Genomic DNA, 19,102 nt, shown 5'->3' on the forward strand with positions numbered 1-19,102 from the left:
TGGGATTAGGATGAATCGTCATCGCGCTTTAGGTTGCTGTTTGGGCATGATCTCCGCGCAAACGCGTTCCGCGTTTGTCGCGAGGGAAAACCGCCTCACACCTTGCGCTAACGCGGCCTTTCGGGTCCGGATCACGCTGCCGAAGACGCAGCGAACAAGATGGGAGCCCGGGAGTGGGGAGGGGCATTCACGGTGCCGGCCTCATCCCCGACCGTTATCCTCGTCCACCACCAGCCGGCGCCGCGTCGGGAATAGCGTCAGGTCGTAATGTTCGGAGACGAGGCCCCAGAGGCCGCGCGGCGCGAACAGCATGACGAGGATGCCAAGCGTGCCCAGCAGGATGAGATACCAGGCGCCGAAATCGGCGAGATAGCGCTGCATCAGATAGAAGATGATCGCGCCGATGACAGGGCCTTCCATCGTGCCGATGCCGCCGATGACGACGATGAAGACGACGTAGGCGGTCCAGTCGAGCACCGAGAAGGCGGCGTCCGGCGAGATGCGCGCCTTCTGAAGGTAGATCAGCGCGCCGACCATGCCGGTCATCGCGGCGGTCGCGACATAGACGGTGAGCTTGATGCGCTCGATGTCGACGCCGAGGCTCGCAGCCGCGGCCTCGCGGTCGTGGATCGCGCCCAAGGCAAGGCCGCGGCGTGAGCGCAGCACGAGATAGACGAAGGCGAGCGTGCCGGCCATCAAGGCCAGCGCAAGCCAGTAGGAGGCGATGTCGCGCGCCGCCGGCGTGCGCACATCGAGCAGCGCCTTGATCCACTCGATGCCGGGCACGGAGGAGGTGACGGATGGGGAGAGCGAGGTTCCCGTGCCGCCGCCGACCGCCTTCACCTGCGCGAAAGCCAGACGGTAGACTTCGGCCACGACCCAGGTGCCGATCGCGAAATAGGCGCCGCGCAGGCGGAAGACGATCAGCGCGGTCGGCAAAGCCAGTGTCGCCGACACGATGCCCGCAACGGGGATTGCGAGTAACGGATTGACGCCGCCGATGAGCGTCAGCGTGAAGAGCACATAACCACCCAGTCCGACGAAAGCCTGCTGGCCGACCGAGATCAGGCCGGCGTAGCCCGCAAGCAGGTTCCAGCATTGCGCCAGGGCCAGCATGTAGAACAGGAAGATCAGATCCTGGATGAGATTGCGGCCGGCGAAGACCGGGAGCATTACCAGCATGAGCAGGACGATACAGGCGACAATTGCCGAGGAGCGCGAAAGTCGATCGGCGGTCTCGATGTGAAACACCCGCGTCGGCCTCGCTGCGCCCGTATCCATCATCGCGGCTCCTCAATCGACCGCGCGCGGAAACAGGCCGCGCGGCCTGATCGCCAGCACCACGAGGAAGGCGAGATGGCCGGACAGGATCTGCCATTCCGGGTCGATTCGCGCGCCGATGGTCTGGGCGAGGCCGAGCACGATGCCGCCCGCCAGCGTGCCCCAGAAGCTGCCGAGCCCGCCGATGATCACGGCCTCGAAGGCATAGAGCAGTCGCGCCGGACCGATGGTGGGATCGAAATTGGCCCGCAGGCCCAAATAGAGCGCCGCGATCGCGATTACGACGAAGGCAAGGCCCATCGCAATCGCAAAGGTGCGGTTGACGTCGATCCCCATGAGCTGCGCGACGTCGAGATCGTCAGAAGTAGCGCGGAACACTCGGCCGATCGCGGTGCGATAGAAGATGATGTTGAGGAGCACGATCACCGCGATGGCAGACGCGAGCGTCAGCAGCGGCACAACGCCCACCGCGATATCGCCACCGAGCGACACCGAGGCCGTCTCGATCGCGCCGGAGCGCAGGCGACGGCTGTCGGCGGAGAATGTCTGCAACAGCCCGTTCTGGATGATGATCGAGAGGCCGAAGGTAACGAGCAGCGGTGGCAGGAGGTCGCGTCCGAGCGTACGGTTCAACAATACGTGCTGAAGCGCAAAGCCGAGCACAAACAGGATCGGAGCTGCGACAGCGACCGCAACGAAGGGATCGAGCCCAAGCTTCTCCGTCACCACGAAAATGGCAAAGGCTGCGAGCACGATGAAGTCGCCATGGGCGAGATTGACGAGCCGCATCACGCCGAACATCAGCGAGAGCCCGGTGGCGAACAGGGCATAGAGGCCGCCGAGCAGGATGCCCTGGATGATCGCGTCGAGAAAGCCGGTCATCGCATTCAACCAAAATAAGCGCGGTGGATCTGGTCGCGCGAGAGCGCGCCGGGACGGCCCTCCAGGGAGACGCGACCTTCCTGGAAGCAGTAGACGCGATCGGCGGCCTTCATCGCCTGCACGATGTCCTGTTCGACCAGCACGACGCTGGTGCCTTCGGCCTTGATCCGCGGCAGGGCCGCGTAGATGTCGGCAATGACGATCGGCGCAAGCCCGAGGCTGATCTCGTCGCACAAGAGCACGCGGGGATTGGACATCAGGGCGCGGCCGATCGCGGCCATCTGCTGCTGGCCGCCCGACAGGATGGGCGCGGGCGACGTCCGCCGCTCCTTCAGCATAGGGAAGAGGGCGTAGACGCGATCGAGCGTCCAGGGGCCAGCGAGCTTGCGGCCGTAGCCGCCGATCAGGAGATTCTCCTCCACGGTGAGCGAGGGAAATAGCCGTCGTCCTTCCGGCACCAGCGCGACGCCAAGCTTGACGATGTCGGCAGCACGCTTTGCGCCGATCCGCAGGCCGTCGAGCAACACGCTGTCGGCCGCACCGGGAATCAGGCCCGCGATTGCTTTCAGGAAGGTCGACTTGCCTGCGCCGTTTGCGCCGATGATCGCGATGGTCTCGCTCGCCTCGAGGCTTGTATCGACGCCATACAGCGCCTGGAAGTCGCCATAGAAGGCCGTGAGCTTCTGTGTCCTGAGCAGCGGCATGCCTCACGCCTCGATGCCGATATAGATCTGATGCACGTCGGGCCGTTGCATCACCTCCTTCGGCGCGCCTTCCGCGATCTTGCGTCCGAAATTGAGCACGACCAGTCGGTCGATCACGGCAAACAAAGCATGGACGACGTGCTCGATCCACAGGATCGCGACGCCGGTCTTGCGGATTTCACCGATGGTCGCGACGAGCTCGGCGCATTCGCCCTCGGTCAAGCCGCCGGCAATCTCGTCGAGCAGCAGAAGCTTTGGCGCCGTCGCAAGCGCGCGAGCCATTTCCAGACGCTTGCGCTCGAGCAATGTGAGAGAACCCGCGAGCGTGTTGGCACGCTTGAGCAGCCCAAGCTGGTCGAGAATCTCGCCGCAGGATTGCGCGACCTCACGTTCGGTCTTGCGCTGGCCATGGACCGCGCCGACGAGCAGGTTTTCGAATACCGTGAGATTTTCGAACGGCTGCGGGATCTGGTGGGTGCGGCCGATGCCGGCGTGGCAACGGCCCTGCGGCGGCAACCCGGCGAGGTCGCTGCCGTCGAAGCGGATGTGGCCTGCGCTCGGCGACAGGCCGCCGGCGATCAGGTTGAACAATGTGGTCTTGCCCGCGCCGTTCGGACCGATGATGCCGACGGCCTCGGAAGGCGCGATCGTCAGGTCGAGATCGTCGGCGACGACGATCGACCCGAAGCTCTTCTTAAGGCCGGCGACTTCCAGCAGCATGGTTTTTCAACGCGCCGCCCGATCAGGCAATCGGCTCCATCTTGCCGCCGACCGGAATGGCCGGCGCCGTCCGGTTGTCGGTGACGACGATGTCGTATTTGCCGTCCTTGAACCGCCACTGTCCGCCGACGAGCGGCGTCTTGGCGACGTTCTTGGCGGCAAACGGCGGCAGGTTCGCAGATCCCCACTGCACCTTGCCGACGACGGTGTCGAGATCGGTCGCGGCGATCGTCGTGGCGATCGCCTTGCCGTCGCGATCGGGCGCGCGCTTCAAGACATCGACCGCGACCTCGAACAGCGCGTGGACGAAGCCGATCGGCTGCGTCCATTGCCTCTTGGTCGCGCCCTCATAGGCCGTGGCGAGATCCTTCGCGCTCATGCCCGTGAGCGAAGATTTGAACGGATGGTTTGGCGTCCACCACACCTCCGAGGACAAGTTGTGACCGTCCTTGCCGAGCGCCTCGACCGCGACGGGGAACAGGATCGCCTTGCCGACCGAGGCGACCTTGGGCTTGAAACCTTGCTGGAGCGCTTGTTTCCAGAAGGTGGTGAAGTCCGGCGGCAGCACCACGCCGGTGATGATCTCGCAATTCGCCGCTTTGAACGCGCCGATCTGTGCCGAGAAATTGTCGGTGAGATTCTGGTAGCGGCCCGGATCGGTGAGCTTGTAGCCGTCCTTCTCGAGCACTGGCGGGAAGCCGACGACCTTGTCGCCCCATGCGTTGCCGTCGCCGTCATTGGGAAAGAGACCGCCGACCGATTTGTTGGTCGCGACCTGGCTCCACATGTTGGTGAAGACGGCGATGACGTCTTCGAGCCCCCAGAAGAAATGATAGGTGTAGTTGAAGCCCTTCCACGCCGGCGGTCCGCCGCCGGGATTGGCCTGGCGGCCAATGAACCAGGGCTGCCACGGCGCAACCGTGGAGATGCACGGCACCTCCTCGATCTCGCATTGGGTCGAGACCGGATTGGTGGTCTCCGGTGTCGATGCCACCAGCATCAGATCGATCTTGTCCTGGACGATGAGATCCTTGGCGACCTCGGCGGCGCGGTTCGGATTGGACTGGCTGTCCTTGACCACCACTTCGACCGGCACGGTGGCATTGCCGACCTTGATGCCCGCCTTGGTCGCCTCCTTGAAATTGGCGAGGATGAAATTGTCGGCCTCGGCAAAGGCGGCGAGGGGGCCTGTGAGCGGGGAGACATAGCCGAGCTTGATCGCGCGCGTTTGCGCGATCGCCGGCGACTTCAATCCGACCGAGAGGGCCGCGCCCGTTGCAGCGGAGTATTTCAGGAGCGTGCGGCGATCGACGGAATGACGATGAGTCGAGCTGATCTTGCGGCAGGTCATCTGCGCGTCCTCCCCTCTGGATGCGCCGGATTCTCATCGTGGATCGATTGACACACGGGCCGGCGTTCGATATTCGAACAGTAGTTCGTAATTCGACCAGTTTCCGCCAGCGCCCAGATGGAGTCAACAGGCCGCGTCATGACGCAAGCATCCGAGCGCCACAAGGCCGACCCCGGGCATCGCAAGGGCGAGCCCGACGACAAGGAGTTTATGACGACACTCGCCAAGGGCCTGGCGGTGCTCGGCGCGTTCGGTCGTCAGCGGCCGACCATGACGCTGTCGGAAGCAGCCGTGGTTGCCGATCTCTCGCGTGCCACCGCGCGGCGGGTGCTGCGTACGCTCACCCAGCTTGGTTATGTCGTGCAGGACGGCCGGACCTTCGCGCTGTCGCCGCAGATCCTGGATCTCGGCTTCGCTTACCTGTCGACGCAGAGCTGGATCGATCGCGCCCTGCCCCTGATGCGCGAGCTCAGCGAGCGTCTCGCCGAATCCTGCTCGGCCGCTATCTTGCAAGGCAACGACATCGTCTATGTCGCCCGCGTGCCCGCAAGGCGCATCATGTCGGCTGCGTTGTCGGTCGGGAGCCGGCTGCCGGCGCTGCACACGGCGCTCGGCCGCGTGCTGTTCGGCTATCTCGACGAGGCCGAGATCTGGCGGCGGCTGAAGTCGCAGCGGATCGAGGCCTACACGCCGCAGACCATCACCGATCTTCAGGCGCTGTTCGACCGCATTCGCGCCGACCGCGCCCAAAAATTCTCCATCGTCGACGAGGAGCTAGAGCGCGGCCTGCGTGCGATCGCCGTGCCGGTGTTCGATCGCGCCGGCCAGGTCGTCGGCGCCATCAACCTGTCGACGCATTCGACGCGAACGACGCGCAATGAAATGCGCGAGCATTTCCTGCCCGAGCTCAATCGCATCAGCGAGCAGGTCTCCTCAATGACCGTCTGAGGGACGTGTCCGGCTCTTGCCATCGAGGCGGGCCGGCCGTATCGTCGCGATAAGTTCGAAATACGGACACTAGTTCGATTATCGAACGATTCCTAAAGGGGAGATCGCGCGATGGCAGGCAAGGCGCAGGCAGCGGTGGCAATTCCGCCGGAGCACACCGGCAACGTCAAAGTCACGCGTCCGCAAACAGGCGCGGAATATCTAGACTCGCTGCGCGACGATCGCACCGTCTACATCTATGGCGAGCGGGTGAAGGACGTCACCAGGCACCCGGCCTTCCGCAACACCGCACGCATGGTCGCGCGTCTCTACGACGCGCTCCACGACGACAAGCGCAAGGACAGGCTCCTGCTGCCGACCGAGACCGGCAATGGCGGCGTGACGCACGCGTTCTTCAAGGCGCCGAAGACGATGGACGATCTTCTCGCCGGCCGTAACGCGATCGCCGAATGGGCGAAGATCACCTATGGCTGGATGGGCCGGGCGCCGGACTACAAGGCCGCGTTTCTCGCGACGCTGGGTGCCAACGCGGATTTCTACGAGCCGTACCAGGACAATGCCAAGCGCTGGTACAAGTTCAGCCAGGAGCGCGTGCCCTTCATCAACCACGCCATCATCCATCCGCCGGTCGACCGCGACCGTCCGCCGAACGAAGTCGCCGACGTCTGCTGCCATGTCGAGAAGGAGACCGATGCCGGCATCATCGTCTCCGGCGCCAAGGTGGTCGCGACCGGATCCGTGCTGACGAACTATACCTTCGTCGCGCATCACGGGCTCATTCCGCTGCAAGACAAGAAGTTCGCCGTCGTGTTCATGGTGCCGACCAACGCGCCCGGCGTGAAGTTCATCTGCCGCACCTCCTACGAGATGAGTGCGAGCGTGATGGGCAGCCCGTTCGACTATCCGATCTCGAGCCGGCTCGACGAGAACGACGCCGTGTTCATCATGGACAAGGTGCTGGTGCCCTGGGAGAACGTCTTCGTCTACGGCGACATCGACAAGGCGAACAATTTCTTCCCGCGCACCGGATTCCTGCCGCGCTTCGTCGTGCATGGCTGCACGCGGCTTGCGGTCAAGCTCGACTTCATCAGCGGACTGTTGTTGAAGGCGACGGAGGCCGCCGGCACCAAGGACTATCGCGGCGTGCAGGCCAATGTCGGCGAAGTCATCGCCTGGCGCAATCTGTTCTGGAGCCTGTCGGATGCAATGGTGCGCGATCCAAAACCATGGATCGGCGATTACGTGCTGCCCAACATGGACCCCGGCAACGCCTATCAGATCATCGCCACCATGGCCTACACCAAGGTGAAATATTTGATCGAGCAGACGGTCGCCTCGGGCCTGATCTATCTCAACAGCCACGCCAGCGATTTCAAGAACGACGAGATCCGCCCCTATCTCGATCGCTATTTGCGCGGCTCCAACGGCTACAAGGCGGAGGAGCGCGTCAAGCTGCTTAAGCTGTTGTGGGATTGCCTCGGCAGCGAGTTCGGCGGACGCCACGAGCTCTACGAGATCAACTACGGCGGCTCGACCGAGGAGATCCGTCGCTACTGCCTGTTCGGCGCGCAGGCTTCGGGCAATGCCGACCGCTTCAAGGGCTTTGCCGAGGACTGCATGGCCGAGTACGACCTCGACGGCTGGAAGGTCCCGGACCTCACAGATCCCGGCGAGCTCAGCTACCACATGCTGCGAAAGTGAGATCGATGCTGAGCAGAACCGCCATCGATTCCAAACGTTTCCGGTCGGTGATGGGAACGTTTCCGACCGGCGTCGCCGTCATTGCGACCGAATGGAACGGCGAGCTGTTCGGCGCGACGATCAACTCGCTGACGTCGGTGTCGCTCGATCCCTGCATGCTGTTGTTCTGCACCAATGAGGGCAGCGCGACCGGAGCGGCAATCCGGCAGCGCGGCCTGTTTTCGGTGAATATTCTGGGCCAGCATCAATCCGACCTGTCCCACCGCTTCACAGGGCAATCGAAGAACAGGTTCGAGGATCTGGCAGTGGCATTCAGCGCCGACGGACTGCCGCTGCTGCAGGGCGCCGCAGCCCGGCTCTGCTGCCGCGTGGCCACCATCCACAAGGCCGGCGACCACGACATCATCCTCGGTGAGGTGCTGTCGGGCGACGAATCTGCGTGTAGCCCCCTCGTGTTTCACAAGGGCAGCTACGGGAGCTTTCAGCGGTCTTGAACGTCACCGCTGCGGAGTGGAAGCCGTCGGCTTCTGGTGGTCGAGCGGGAAGCCTCACTGGGCCTTGGCTACGCTCCGATCGGATTGAAAACGGCGCTTGTGCGTTGGCGCTCGATCCGTACGCCGCGCTCGGCGAGGTCGCGCAACTGCAAGAACATCATTGCAGTCATCAAGGCGTCGTCGAAAGCATCGTGCTGTGCAAGAGGAGGAATACGGAGGTCGCGGAGGATCGCGGCGAACGAGAGATCGATCGACGTGTTGGGCGGCGCATCACCGTATTTGCGATCGTAGTAGAGCCGTGAAACTTCAATCCGCTCGTTCGGCAGCTCGATCCCGACCAACGGAAGGATGTACTTGTCCAGCATGGCGATGTCGAAGTCGACGTAGTAGCCGATGAGGGGGCGCGCCCCGATGAACCGGAGAAAGCTCGGCAGCACCTTCCAGACGATCGGCGCGGCCGCGACATCGGAGTGACGCAAGCGGTGGATCTTGATTGCTTCCGCTCCCATCTCCCTGTCGGGGTGGACGACGGCTTCGAAATGCTCGCTGGTCAGAATCCGATTGCCGCGAATCCTGATGGCCGCAATGGTGACGATGTCGTCCGTCCGCACGTTGAGACCCGTGGTCTCGCAATCTAAGACGACAAAGTCGTCGTCCGGAGCTCGATCGAACATGAATCGATACGACTGATCGCTCAGGGTCGCCTGGTGAAGCAACCGTTTGATCGCGCGTGGCAACATCTTTAGAACATACCGAGCTTGAAACGATGACGAACAATTTCTCGAAACTGCTTCACGACCTGAAGCGTGTCCCGCAGCAGATGACGTTCCATGCTGGACAAATGCGCAGGTCTCACCAGAGTACCCGACGTCCCGGCGGATGCGGCCAGCTGCCCGTCGAGCCGGAGCATCAGCAAGAATCGGAAGGCCTGTTTCAGGTCGCGTCCAAAATCTGCTCGCAACACTCCCAAGTCACACAGCCGGGAGATTCGCTTGTCGGTGGAAGTCTCGCGCAAGCCCTGTTCGAGCGCCAGGCTGCGAACGCCGTGCACGATGGGAAAGATTCCGCCTTTCTTCAGGTCAAGCGCGTCTCCGCTACCCTCGGATGTGATCAGGTTGTTGAAAAGACCGATTGGCGTTTCGAAGGCATCAACTGCGCGCGCAAAGTGGGCCAGGAACGCCTGTTCACCCCGGATCAGCTCGATCAGCGTCGACTTGGCGCTATCCAGCAGTGACGCGTTGCCGGCGATCGCCTGGGCATCATACACGATGGCTACATTCATGTGCGCGGCCTCGTCGGGGAGCGCGACCCAGCGACGGAAATCCGTCAGGTAGTCGGTGAGCGGCTTCGACCATGCCGGATTGCTCACCATGATGTTGCCGGGGCAAGGCGGAAACCCGAAACCTCCTAGCGCGCCGGAGAATTCGTTGCGGAAATGCTCCAGGGATTTGCTCTCGACTGGACCATCGAGGATAAGACCGTTGTCCTGGTCAGTGCGCATGGTCTGCTCGCCACGCCCCTCGCTACCCATCACGATCAGGCAACCGCTGGTCCGCAGCTCTGCCGGCGCGACCATTTCGAACAGTCTAGACAGCAGGCGCCGGTTGAGGTCCGAGACGATCTCCGCGATGACCTCGACCTTGACGCCTTGCCGCCGCAGCACCCGCGTTTGTGCTTCGATCTCGCCTGCAGCAACCGCGAGATCCTGCAGGCTGGAGCCTCGATCGATGCGACCGGCGACGACCTGAGCACTGCCTGCCAGGAAACCCAGGAGATCGATTTCCTCGAGAATACCGACGAACCGTTCGCCGTCGTGCACGGCGAGCCGCCGCTTGTTGTGCTTCGTCATGAGCAGGAGAGCCGAGGAGACGAAATCGTCGGGGCGGATCGACACGATGTCGAAGTTCGCGAGCTCGCCCACCGGTGTCTGGATAGGCAGACGCCGCAACACCACCGCTTTGGACAGGTTCATGCCCGTGATAATGCCGATCCGCTCGCCATTGCGTACGAACAGAGCGTTGCTGTTGATCTCGCGCATCAGGTGACCAGCGGCTTCAATCGTGTCGGTCGCAGCCACGAATGATGGAGGATGCAGGAATAGCTCGCCAACCCTGGCATGCATCAGCGAGCCGTAACGCCTGGCCTCTTCGTCGTTGGCAAGCTCATCCAGCTTTTGCGAGATTTCGCGGTAGAAGAATGCCGCAAATCGCGGATTGGCCTTGATCAGGTTGAGGGCGACTTTCCTGGGGATCACGTAGCAAAGCGTTTCATCGCGGGCGAGAAACTTGTGACCGTTCTGGTCGTGAACGAGTGCGCGGCTATCGAAGGTGTCCTTTGGACCAAGCAGCGCGAGCAGATCGGCTTCACTCCGCTCCTCGACCGTGCCCTTGATGACGACATAGATGGCATCCGCGGGAGCGTCCCCGGCGATGATTGCTTCGCCCGGACGGAAGTACGCTATGTCGAGCGCCCCTCGTAACGTCTCGGCCTCGTTCGGCGTCAGACGATCGAACGGTGGATTGTTGATGTCGAATGCCTTGGGCATTTCGGCCTCTCGAAGCCACGGACGATCCCGGCGCTGGCGACTGACCCTCGAAGCGCGGCACCGGCCGGTGCAGTGACCCGGCCGATGCCGAAGAGCCCGCCCTGTGGCCTCGTTCAGTGCGTCGTGGCAGCGGCAGCTCCGATGCCAGTCTGGGACCGAACATATTGTGCATCAAAGCCGTCACGGTCGATAGCGGCACGCTTGCTGCGGTCCAGAGTGGAGAAAAGCCAGATGCCTGCAAATGCGATGGCCATCGAGAACAGAGCCGGATTGTCCAGTTTGATCGGCGCAGATCCCTTGGCGAAGCCCAGCGTCACCTCCCAGACGGCCGGCGACAGAACGACGCCGACGACCGCGCTGATGAGACCGAGGAAACCGCCGATCAGCGCGCCCCGCGTCGTCAGGCCTCTCCAGAAGATCGACATCACGAGCACGGGAAAGTTGCAGGAGGCCGCGATGGCGAAGGCAAGGCCCACCATGAAGGCGACGTTCTGGTTCTCGAACACGATGCCGAGGAAGATCGCGAGCACGCCGAGGACCAATGTCGCGATCTTCGAGACGCGGATCTCGTCCTGCTCGTTGGCATTTCCGCCCTTGATGACCATGCTGTAGAGATCGTGGCTGATGGATGACGCCCCGGCCAGGGCTAACCCCGACACCACCGCCAGGATCGTGGCAAAGGCGACGGCCGAAATGAACCCAAGGAACAGGTTGCCGCCGACGGCGTTCGCAAGATGGATCGCGGCCATGTTGGAGCCGCCCTTGATCGCCGCGATTCCGCTCTTGGTCCGTTCAAGAATGGCCCCGTCCAGGAACATCGCATCGGTCGAAACCAGCGTGATCGCGCCAAAGCCGATGATGAAGGTCAGGATGTAGAAGTAGCCGATAAAGCCCGTCGCATAGAACACCGATTTGCGCGCGGCCTGGGCATCCTTCACCGTGAAGAAGCGCATCAGGATATGCGGTAGACCCGCCGTTCCGAACATCAGCGCAAGGCCGAGCGAGATTGCCGACAGCGGGTTGGAAATCAGGCTGCCGGGCTCCATGATCGCGAGCTTCTTGGGATGCACCTCGGTTGCCTTGGCGAACAGAGCTTCCGGACTGAACCCGAACTTGTAGAGGACGGCTCCGGCCATGAAGGTTGCGCCCGAGAGCAGCAGCACCGCCTTGATGATCTGCACCCAGGTCGTTGCCTTCATTCCACCAAAGGTCACGTAGATCATCATCAAGCCGCCGACCAGGACGACCGCGATCCAGTAGTCGAGACCGAACAGCAGCTGGATCAGCTTGCCTGCCCCGACCATCTGCGCGATCAGGTAGAACGCAACGGTCACCAGCGAGCCGCAGGCCGCCAGGATCCGGATGTCGGTCTGCCCGAGCCGAAACGACGTGACGTCGGCAAAAGTGAACTTGCCGAGATTGCGCAGCTGCTCGGCAATCAGAAACGTGACGATCGGCCAACCCACGAGCCATCCGACGGAGTAGATCAAGCCGTCGTAGCCGGATGTGTAGACGAGGCCGGAAATGCCGAGGAAGGAAGCCGCCGACATGTAGTCGCCGGCGATCGCAAGCCCGTTCTGGAAGCCCGTAATGCCGCCGCCGGCCGAGTAGAAATCTGCTGCCGACGCGGTCCGCTTTGCGGCCCAATAGGTGATGACGAGCGTCAAGCCGACGAACCCGACGAACATACCGATCGCCGACCAGTTGATCTCCTGCTTGGAGCCGCCCTCGACGGCGCCAGCGGCAAGCGCGAGCGTGGGCATGCTTGCGAGCAGGAGTACAAGCAACAGGGAGAACTTTCTCATGAGGGGTTCTCCTCAACAATCTTGCGAATGAGCACGTCGTAGCTGGAATTCGCCTGCCGCACGTAGATGCCCGTCAGCACGAAGGCGAGCACGATGACGGACAATCCGATTGGAATGCCGATCGTCGTCACGCCGTGACCAAGTGGAGCGCCCAGAAACTTGGGAGCGTAGGCTACCAGCAGGATGAAGCCGAAATAGATGACCAGCATGATCAGCGACAACGTCCAGCCCAGCGACGAACGGCGACGCACGAGCTCCTGGTAGTTCGGATCGCTTTCAATCCTTGCGAGCTTGCTCACAGCAATGATCCCTGGAGTTCTTCCCGTTGCGACAGCCCCCTGCGTGGCGAGGGCTTGACTAGAGTGTCCTGCAGACGGACCGGCTTCCATGATCCAGATCAAATCCGGCTGATCCGAGTGGGATGTCCCCCGGGCAATGCCGGGATCGATCCGAGCGGCTACTTTCGCTCAGACGTGGCCGGCCCGACGCGAGATCTCGGATTTTTTGCCCGCTTTTGTTGGGAGCGCCGGCAGTGGATCGTCCGGCCGGAACTTGCCAATCTGCCGCCAGAGCCAGCGGCCGCATCGTGAATATTGGTTGCTATCAACCCGCGTTCCGCAAGGAAGCAGCCGCCCCCTCGGGATCACGGCTGCCGGAAGTCCTCTCGCGCCATCCGGACGGACCAGTGCGAACCATCGTCACCCAAACCATAGGTCTGCCCGTGAGACGCGGCCGATCCGACACGGCGTCTCAGAGCTTCTTGGCGGCGGGGGATCGATCTGCTCGTCCGTCGCTGTGCCCGGCCTTTTCGGCACCGTACCAGGGCAGGAGCCAGCGCACCGTGCGCTCGAACAAGAGATCGGCTGCCACGCCCATCGTGCCGAGTGCGATCAGGCCTACGAACATGTGGTCGACCCGGAACACCTGCTGCGACATCTGGATAAGGTAGCCGACTCCGAAGGCGGCGCCGGCGAGTTCGGCCGCGACGAGAACGACCAGTGCGACGGACAGGCTGATCCTGAGGCCAGCGATGATGAACGGCAGTGCGCCGGGAATGATGACGAACACGAAATTGCGCCAGCCGCGCGCGCCAAGACTGGCCGCCGCCCGCCCAAGCAGCGGGCTGGCATCGCGCACGCCGATATAGGTGTTGACCCATACCGGGAAGAAGACGCCCCAGGCGATCAGGAAGATCTTGGATGCCTCGCCGATGCCGAACCAGAAGATCGCCAATGGCACGAAGGCGAGTGACGGCACGGCGCGGAACATCTGCACGAGTGGATTGAGCGTTCCGTGCAGCAGCGGCAATCGAGCCATGGCCACCCCAAGCGCGACGGCGAGCACCGATCCGCTGACGAACCCGATCGCCGCGCGCAACAGGCTTGCGGCCAGATGCCGCGGCAGCTCGCCATCGAGGATCAGCGTCCATCCGGACTGCACGATCGTGCTTGGCGCCGGGAGCATAACGTCGTTGACGAGGCCGCTGCGGCTCAGTGCCTCCCATGCGCCGAAGAAGGCGAGTGTGCCGATGAAGCCGGCGAGCGTGTGACTGCTTACGCGCAATGTCATGCTGTTACTCGGCGGTCTCCAGCCCGATTGATCTTGCCACGTGCTCGTATAATTCGTTGAAGCGCGGTGTCGTACGCCGGCGCGGACGTGGCAGGTCGACCTTGATGTCCTCGACGATCCGTCCCGGATTCGGCGACATCACGATCAGGCGCGTCGCGAGCACCAGCGCCTCCGCGATATTGTGGGTCACGAACACGATCGTGGGCTGCTCCTGCCTGTGGATATCGATCAATTTGGCCTGAAGCGAGCTGCGGGTCATTGCATCGAGGGCCGCGAAGGGTTCGTCCATCAACAACAGGGACGGGCGAGTTGCGAGGGCCCGTGCGATCGCGATGCGCTGTTTCATCCCGCCCGACAGCTCGAAGGGATATTTTGCGCCGGCGTCGGGAAGTCCGACACTGCTGAGCAATTGTCGGGCAATGTCGCTCCGCTTCGCCGCTGCCATGCCCGCCATGCGGAGGCCAAACTCGACGTTGGCCTGCGCGGTCAGCCAGGGAAAGAGGGAGTAGTCCTGAAACACCACGCCGCGTTCGGAGCTTGGGCCGTCGATGGCGTGGCCATCCACCCGGACGTCGCCATGGGCGGGCGCGACAAAGCCCGCGAGGATGTTAAGAAGCGTGCTTTTGCCGCATCCGCTCGGTCCGAGAATGCACACGAATTCGCCGCGGTCGATGGTCAGCGAGATATTGCCGAGCGCGATGGTCTTGCCGCGACCGGAATCGTAGACATGACCGAGCTCGATGCACCTGATCAGCGGCACACCGGCGTTGGTATGCGGCTTGATCTCCACCCTCGCGTCCATTGCAGCCGGCCTGGTCTATTCGCTGCGCGCCCGATCGTACAGCGACGTCACCACCACGGTGTTGAAGTCGGGAATCTTCGCATCCGGACGCACCAGCTTGTTGTCCACGGCCCATTTCGCCTGCTCTTGCAGCAGGGACACCAGCGCAGGCTTGTCCAGCGCGAGATTGAAATTGGTCCGTTTCCAGAAGGATTTTGCGATCGCGGGATCGAGCTTGATCCGCTCTGCGGTCAGTGTTGCCGCGGCATCGGGATCCTTCCTGATGGTGTCGTCCGCCTCGATCAATGCCTTCAGCGCCTTCACGAGCAGATCGGCCTTGCTGTCGATGGTCGATTGCAGGGTGATGATCGAGGAGTAGGTGTTGTAGAGCCCTTCCGAACGGATGATGTGGAACTTGTCGGTGCCTTGCGCGACGGCCTGCGATAGATGCGGCTCGGTCCAGATGAAGCCGTCGATCGCGCCGCCGGCGAGGCTGCTGACGAAGTCGCCGGGATTGAGGCTGACGGCGGTGATGTCCGACCAGGCGAGGCCCTCCTGCTTGAGCAGCTTCGACAGATAGAGATGCGCGTTCGTGCCCTGCGAATAGCCGATACGCCGGCCCTTGACGTCCTTCGCGGTCTTGATGTCCTTGATCGCGACGAGATCGAACGGTTCATGCCGGTTCAAGGTGCCGATGATCCGAACCGGCAGCCCGTTCAGGGCTGCGAAGACGACCGGCGTCTCGGCCGCTGTGCCGATCACTACGCCGCCGCCGACCAGCGCGTCCAGCACCAGCCTTCCGCTGGCGAAGGTCGAAACCTTTGGCGTCAGTCCCTGCTTCTGCCAGGTCTTGTCGTGATCGGCGACGAAGAACTGGCCCCAGCCGAGCGCAATGCCTTCGCCGATCGTAATGTCTTCAGCGTGCGATGATGCGGAGGTAAGCGACATCACGGCGGCGATTGCGGCGGCTGCGAGCCTGCCCGGCCGGAATGAGGCGGCAATGGACATCACGATACGGTCTCCTTGTGTCAATAACGATGGTTTGGATTCGCAGCCGGCCGCACACCGCGCGCGCCGAGCGGGAGTTGGCCGGCTTCGTGGAAGCGCTGCGCCAGGGAGGCTGCACGATGATCGGCGAAGGCCGGGGCAATCAGCGACAGGCCCTGCGGCAGGCCGTTCGGCAGGAAGCCGCTGGGAACCGCAACCGCCGAGAGATCGGCGAGATTGACGAAGTTCGTGTAGGTCCCGAGCCTGGCATTGAGGACGATCGGATCAGCTTCGACCTCGTCGATCCGGTAGATCGTGCCGGTGGTGGGGACGGCGAGGATATCGATCTCGTTCCAGAGCTTGTCGACCTGCCGCTTGAGAATGTTGAGCCGCTGCTGGGCCGCGAAGACGTCGCCGCCCGAGATGCCGCGGCCCCCGAACAGGATCTCGCGGGTGACCGGAAGCAGCGCCTCGGGCTGCTTGTCGGCGAAATGGCGAAGCGCTCCGTAACGGTCCGCGAGCCATGCGCCCTTGAACAGGAGATCGTTGATCTCCGCGAAGGGCGCGTAGTCGATCTCCACCTTGCGCCCGCCAAGGCCTTGCAGCCGCGCGACCGCCTTGTCGAACAGCGCGGCCGCATCCAGATCGCCAAAGAAGTCGAGCCATTGCGGGGAGGGGACGCCGAAGCTGAACTTGGCTGGCAGCGGACGTGCTTCCGTCAGCGATCCGGTCCGGGAGAACGGATCCTCCTCGTCATGGGCGCGCGCAACGTCGAACGCGGCCTGGGCGTCCGGCACCGTCAATGCGAAAATCGAGAGCGTCTCGATCGAGCGGCAGGCCGCGACGACACCGACTTCGCTGAGCAGGCCCCGGGTCGGCTTCAATCCGACGACATTGTTGAATGCGGCCGGCACGCGGCCCGACCCGCCGGTATCGTTGGCGAGCGCGAAGCTGACGAGCCCCGCGGCGACCGACACCGCCGCCCCCGAGCTCGAGCCGCCGGGAATGTAGCGAGCATCGAATGGATTGCGCGCCACGCCATAAGGCGATCGCACGCCCACGAGCCCGGTCGCGAACTGGTCCATATTGGTCTTGCCGATCAGGATCGCGCCTGCGGCGAGCAGGCGCCCCACCGCCGGGTTGTTCCTTGCCGGCGCATAGGAAAACGCCGGGCATGCCGACGTGGTCGGCAGACCGACCGTGTCGATGCAGTCCTTGACACTGAAGGGAATGCCCCAGAGCGGAAGAGCCTCGCGTTGCTGCGCCGGCAGCGCCTCTAGCTGCCTCGCCCGCGCGAGCGCGTCCTCGCGCCCGACGACGCTGATCCAGACGCCATCCTCGCCGCGGCGCGCGATTTCGTCCAGGATGCGTTCGACGACGCCCGACGGCTTGAGCGTGCCGCTCGCATAGGCGGCGGTCAATTGCGGGAGCGTGAGATCGAGCATTTGCGTTGGTCTACTCATGAAGGATCCTGCGGACGCGGAAACGGCTTCGCCTGCTCGAACGCACGCGCGGCGCGCAGGACGGTGGTATCAGCGAATTTCGCACCGATGATCTGCAAGCCCACCGGCAATCCCGCGGCAGTCAATCCCGCCGGGATCGAAGCCGCCGGCTGTTGCGTCAGGTTGAACGGATAGGTGAAGGGCGAACGGATCGGCCGAACCACGAGATCGGCCTCCGATGCGCCAATGACCGAAGCGGGATGCGCGGTCGTCGGCGTGAGCAGCAGGTCCCAGTCCTGATGGAAGCGGTTGAAGTGCCGGCCGAGCGCTTCGCGCCGGTCGACAGCCTGCAGGTAGCTGATGACATCGATGCTCCGGCCCTTTTCGGCAACGTCTTGCAAGCCTTGCTCGACCAACGCGCGGCGGGCGGGATCGAACGAGGCCAGCAGCTTCGCGGCGCCGGCGAACCAGAAGGTTTGGAAGATATCGAAGGGGTCTTCGATTTTGGGGTCGACCTCTTCGACGACCGCGCCGAGCTCGGCAAAGGTCTTGGCCGCCGCGGCGCCGATTTTCGCGACCTCCGGATCGACCTGAGCGTAGCCGAGCCCCGGGCTGAACGCGACGCGCAAGCCCTTGACGCCGCGATCGAGATCCGCCTGCCAGGGAATCTCCTGCGACGGCAGCGCGTTCCAGTCGCGTCCGTCCGGACGCGCGATTGCATCGAGCAGCAGGGCCGCGTCGTCGACCCGGCGCGTCATCGGCGTGACGTGAAACAGGGTGCCGTTCTGCGAGGGCGGATAGACGGGGACGCGGCCGAATGTCGGTTTGAACCCGAACACGCCGCTATGCGCCGCCGGCAGCCGGGTCGAACCACCGCCGTCAGTCGCGACATGCAACGGCCCGAAGTTCAGCGCCGCCGCCGCCGCCGAGCCTCCGCTGCTGCCGCCCGGCGTGTGGGCGAGATTCCAGGGATTGCGCGTGATGCCGGTCAGCGGGCTGTCGCCGAGGCCCTTCCAGCCGAATTCCGACGTCGTGGTCTTGCCGAGCAGGACGGCGCCTTGCTCGCGCAGCCTGGCTGTCGCGGGCGAATCTTCGTTCCAGTCCTGCGCCGCATCAATGGCTCGGCTGCCGCGCAACGTCGGCCAGCCCTTGGCGAGGATCAGATCCTTGAGCGCAACGGGCACGCCGTCGACGAGGCCAAGCGGCCCGCCGCGCTTCCATCGCGCTTCCGACTGCCGGGCCGCTTCGAGCGCTCTATCGGCATCGAGCAATGCGAACGCATTGACGAAAGGCTCGAGACGCTCGATGCGATCGAGCACGGCCCGAGTCACCTCGACCGGTGAAAGTGCTTTTGTCTGGTAGTGCCGGACGAGCTCGATCGCGGGGAGAAGGGCAATCTCATCGGCCTTGGCTGGTGGCAATACCGACCTCGCCAAGGGAGCATTCTGCGCGGACATCAGCAGGACCTCGTTCTTCCGGAAAAAATCTCTTTCCGAGTGAACGATGGCTAAGCGCTTGGACCGACGGGCAGCAGCAATTAATTGCGGGTGAATGCTCCGCTCATCAAGAAGGAAGAATTTAAGCGCGGGGCCCGGTGCCGCAGGAATGAAAATCTCTCCGATCGCACGGCGTCAGCAGAGTCTGACTAGATGGACTGACAGCACGCAGTCGGCCACGGCCGGATCGGGAGACCGGAGTTGGTCCGCCAACCGATTGTCGCGGGCCTAGCCGGGGTTTGGCGCGAGTCGTAAGGGCAGACCATTGCCATCCAGGAGAGCGTGATCTTGCTGGTTAATCCGCCCTGGCGCTTTCGGGGGTGGACTCAACCGGTCGGTGCAACACTCTAATCTTTTAGCAGAGATGGAGTGTGGACATGAAGCAGCGACGTCGCA

17 protein-coding genes and 1 pseudogene are annotated in these 19,102 nt (G+C 63.3%); 3 read left to right on the forward strand and 15 right to left on the reverse strand.

The genetic code is table 11. The annotated features are described in order from the left end of the window. Positions 1–201: 201 nt before the first annotated feature. Genes SO140_RS19300 through SO140_RS19320 form a run of 5 tightly spaced genes read right to left on the reverse strand, consistent with a single transcriptional unit; the run spans position 202 to position 4,938 of the window. Entirely contained in the window at positions 202–1,284 is a 1,083-nt protein-coding gene (locus SO140_RS19300) for a branched-chain amino acid ABC transporter permease (protein WP_449378279.1), read from the reverse strand. A 9-nt stretch (positions 1,285–1,293) separates the two neighbouring features. Further along, on the reverse strand, positions 1,294–2,163 hold the full coding sequence (locus SO140_RS19305; protein ID WP_449378280.1) for a branched-chain amino acid ABC transporter permease: 870 nt from the start codon (positions 2,161–2,163) through the stop codon (positions 1,294–1,296). 5 nt (positions 2,164–2,168) lie between these two features. Further along, positions 2,169–2,867 carry an ABC transporter ATP-binding protein gene (locus SO140_RS19310; RefSeq protein WP_449378281.1) on the reverse strand — a complete coding sequence of 233 codons (699 nt, stop codon included), beginning with the start codon at positions 2,865–2,867 and terminating at the stop codon, positions 2,169–2,171. 3 nt (positions 2,868–2,870) lie between these two features. Next, entirely contained in the window at positions 2,871–3,587 is a 717-nt protein-coding gene (locus SO140_RS19315; protein WP_449378282.1) for an ABC transporter ATP-binding protein, read from the reverse strand. Positions 3,588–3,609: 22 nt separating this feature from the next. After that, positions 3,610–4,938 (reverse strand): ABC transporter substrate-binding protein, encoded by a 1,329-nt coding sequence (locus SO140_RS19320; protein ID WP_449378283.1) that lies wholly within the window; start codon positions 4,936–4,938, stop codon positions 3,610–3,612. 138 nt (positions 4,939–5,076) lie between these two features. On the opposite strand from SO140_RS19320, the gene SO140_RS19325 reads away from it, so the two are divergent. The 3 genes from SO140_RS19325 to SO140_RS19335 all read left to right on the forward strand — a co-directional run bounded on the left by SO140_RS19325 (position 5,077) and on the right by SO140_RS19335 (position 8,081). Beyond that, positions 5,077–5,886: an IclR family transcriptional regulator domain-containing protein gene (locus tag SO140_RS19325; protein ID WP_449378284.1), complete on the forward strand. Its 810-nt coding sequence runs from the start codon at positions 5,077–5,079 to the stop codon at positions 5,884–5,886. Between the two features lie 111 nt (positions 5,887–5,997). Beyond that, positions 5,998–7,587, forward strand: a complete 1,590-nt coding sequence (locus SO140_RS19330; RefSeq protein WP_449378285.1) for a 4-hydroxyphenylacetate 3-hydroxylase N-terminal domain-containing protein — start codon at positions 5,998–6,000, stop codon at positions 7,585–7,587. A gap of 5 nt (positions 7,588–7,592) precedes the next feature. Beyond that, the gene (locus SO140_RS19335; protein WP_498542945.1) at positions 7,593–8,081 is read left to right on the forward strand and encodes a flavin reductase family protein; all 489 of its coding nucleotides are present in this window, start codon (positions 7,593–7,595) and stop codon (positions 8,079–8,081) included. Positions 8,082–8,149: 68 nt separating this feature from the next. On the opposite strand, the gene SO140_RS19340 is transcribed toward SO140_RS19335, so the two are convergent. The 10 genes and pseudogenes from SO140_RS19340 to SO140_RS19385 form a co-directional block, all read right to left on the reverse strand. Further along, positions 8,150–8,821 (reverse strand): 3'-5' exonuclease, encoded by a 672-nt coding sequence (locus SO140_RS19340; protein WP_498542946.1) that lies wholly within the window; start codon positions 8,819–8,821, stop codon positions 8,150–8,152. Positions 8,822–8,823: 2 nt separating this feature from the next. Further along, positions 8,824–10,158: a putative nucleotidyltransferase substrate binding domain-containing protein gene (locus SO140_RS19345; RefSeq protein WP_498542950.1), complete on the reverse strand. Its 1,335-nt coding sequence runs from the start codon at positions 10,156–10,158 to the stop codon at positions 8,824–8,826. Positions 10,159–10,353: 195 nt separating this feature from the next. Further along, a pseudogene (locus tag SO140_RS19350) lies at positions 10,354–10,626 on the reverse strand (cyclic nucleotide-binding domain-containing protein); the annotation flags it as partial. A gap of 113 nt (positions 10,627–10,739) precedes the next feature. Beyond that, positions 10,740–12,431, reverse strand: coding sequence for a cation acetate symporter (locus SO140_RS19355; protein ID WP_449378289.1), 1,692 nt, complete (start codon positions 12,429–12,431; stop codon positions 10,740–10,742). Further along, complete coding sequence (locus tag SO140_RS19360) at positions 12,428–12,730, reverse strand: DUF485 domain-containing protein (protein WP_449378290.1); 303 nt, start codon at positions 12,728–12,730, stop codon at positions 12,428–12,430. The genes SO140_RS19355 and SO140_RS19360 overlap by 4 nt, the downstream gene beginning before the upstream one ends. A 451-nt stretch (positions 12,731–13,181) precedes the next feature. Next, the gene (locus tag SO140_RS19365; RefSeq protein ID WP_498539852.1) at positions 13,182–14,000 is read right to left on the reverse strand and encodes an ABC transporter permease; all 819 of its coding nucleotides are present in this window, start codon (positions 13,998–14,000) and stop codon (positions 13,182–13,184) included. A gap of 4 nt (positions 14,001–14,004) precedes the next feature. Then, positions 14,005–14,802, reverse strand: a complete 798-nt coding sequence (locus SO140_RS19370) for an ABC transporter ATP-binding protein (RefSeq protein ID WP_449378292.1) — start codon at positions 14,800–14,802, stop codon at positions 14,005–14,007. A 15-nt stretch (positions 14,803–14,817) separates the two neighbouring features. After that, positions 14,818–15,789 carry an ABC transporter substrate-binding protein gene (locus tag SO140_RS19375; RefSeq protein ID WP_449378395.1) on the reverse strand — a complete coding sequence of 324 codons (972 nt, stop codon included), beginning with the start codon at positions 15,787–15,789 and terminating at the stop codon, positions 14,818–14,820. A gap of 20 nt (positions 15,790–15,809) precedes the next feature. Continuing rightward, the gene (gene atzF / locus SO140_RS19380) at positions 15,810–17,231 is read right to left on the reverse strand and encodes an allophanate hydrolase (RefSeq protein ID WP_449378293.1); all 1,422 of its coding nucleotides are present in this window, start codon (positions 17,229–17,231) and stop codon (positions 15,810–15,812) included. Then, complete coding sequence (locus tag SO140_RS19385; protein ID WP_498542947.1) at positions 17,228–18,667, reverse strand: amidase; 1,440 nt, start codon at positions 18,665–18,667, stop codon at positions 17,228–17,230. Before SO140_RS19385 ends, atzF begins: the two co-directional genes overlap by 4 nt. Positions 18,668–19,102 lie beyond the last annotated feature (435 nt).

It is taken from the genome of Bradyrhizobium sp. UFLA05-108, assembly GCF_059803455.1.

Coding starts and splice junctions, on each gene's coding strand:
- SO140_RS19355 (WP_449378289.1), bottom strand. CDS start 12,431: ATGAGAAAGTTCTCCCTGTTGCTTGTACTCCTGCTCGCAAGCATGCCC.
- SO140_RS19325 (WP_449378284.1), top strand. CDS start 5,077: ATGACGCAAGCATCCGAGCGCCACAAGGCCGACCCCGGGCATCGCAAG.
- SO140_RS19375 (WP_449378395.1), bottom strand. CDS start 15,789: ATGTCCATTGCCGCCTCATTCCGGCCGGGCAGGCTCGCAGCCGCCGCA.
- atzF (WP_449378293.1), bottom strand. CDS start 17,231: ATGAGTAGACCAACGCAAATGCTCGATCTCACGCTCCCGCAATTGACC.
- SO140_RS19300 (WP_449378279.1), bottom strand. CDS start 1,284: ATGATGGATACGGGCGCAGCGAGGCCGACGCGGGTGTTTCACATCGAG.
- SO140_RS19370 (WP_449378292.1), bottom strand. CDS start 14,802: ATGGACGCGAGGGTGGAGATCAAGCCGCATACCAACGCCGGTGTGCCG.
- SO140_RS19335 (WP_498542945.1), top strand. CDS start 7,593: ATGCTGAGCAGAACCGCCATCGATTCCAAACGTTTCCGGTCGGTGATG.
- SO140_RS19365 (WP_498539852.1), bottom strand. CDS start 14,000: ATGACATTGCGCGTAAGCAGTCACACGCTCGCCGGCTTCATCGGCACA.
- SO140_RS19315 (WP_449378282.1), bottom strand. CDS start 3,587: ATGCTGCTGGAAGTCGCCGGCCTTAAGAAGAGCTTCGGGTCGATCGTC.
- SO140_RS19310 (WP_449378281.1), bottom strand. CDS start 2,867: ATGCCGCTGCTCAGGACACAGAAGCTCACGGCCTTCTATGGCGACTTC.
- SO140_RS19320 (WP_449378283.1), bottom strand. CDS start 4,938: ATGACCTGCCGCAAGATCAGCTCGACTCATCGTCATTCCGTCGATCGC.
- SO140_RS19340 (WP_498542946.1), bottom strand. CDS start 8,821: ATGTTGCCACGCGCGATCAAACGGTTGCTTCACCAGGCGACCCTGAGC.
- SO140_RS19305 (WP_449378280.1), bottom strand. CDS start 2,163: ATGACCGGCTTTCTCGACGCGATCATCCAGGGCATCCTGCTCGGCGGC.
- SO140_RS19330 (WP_449378285.1), top strand. CDS start 5,998: ATGGCAGGCAAGGCGCAGGCAGCGGTGGCAATTCCGCCGGAGCACACC.
- SO140_RS19385 (WP_498542947.1), bottom strand. CDS start 18,667: ATGTCCGCGCAGAATGCTCCCTTGGCGAGGTCGGTATTGCCACCAGCC.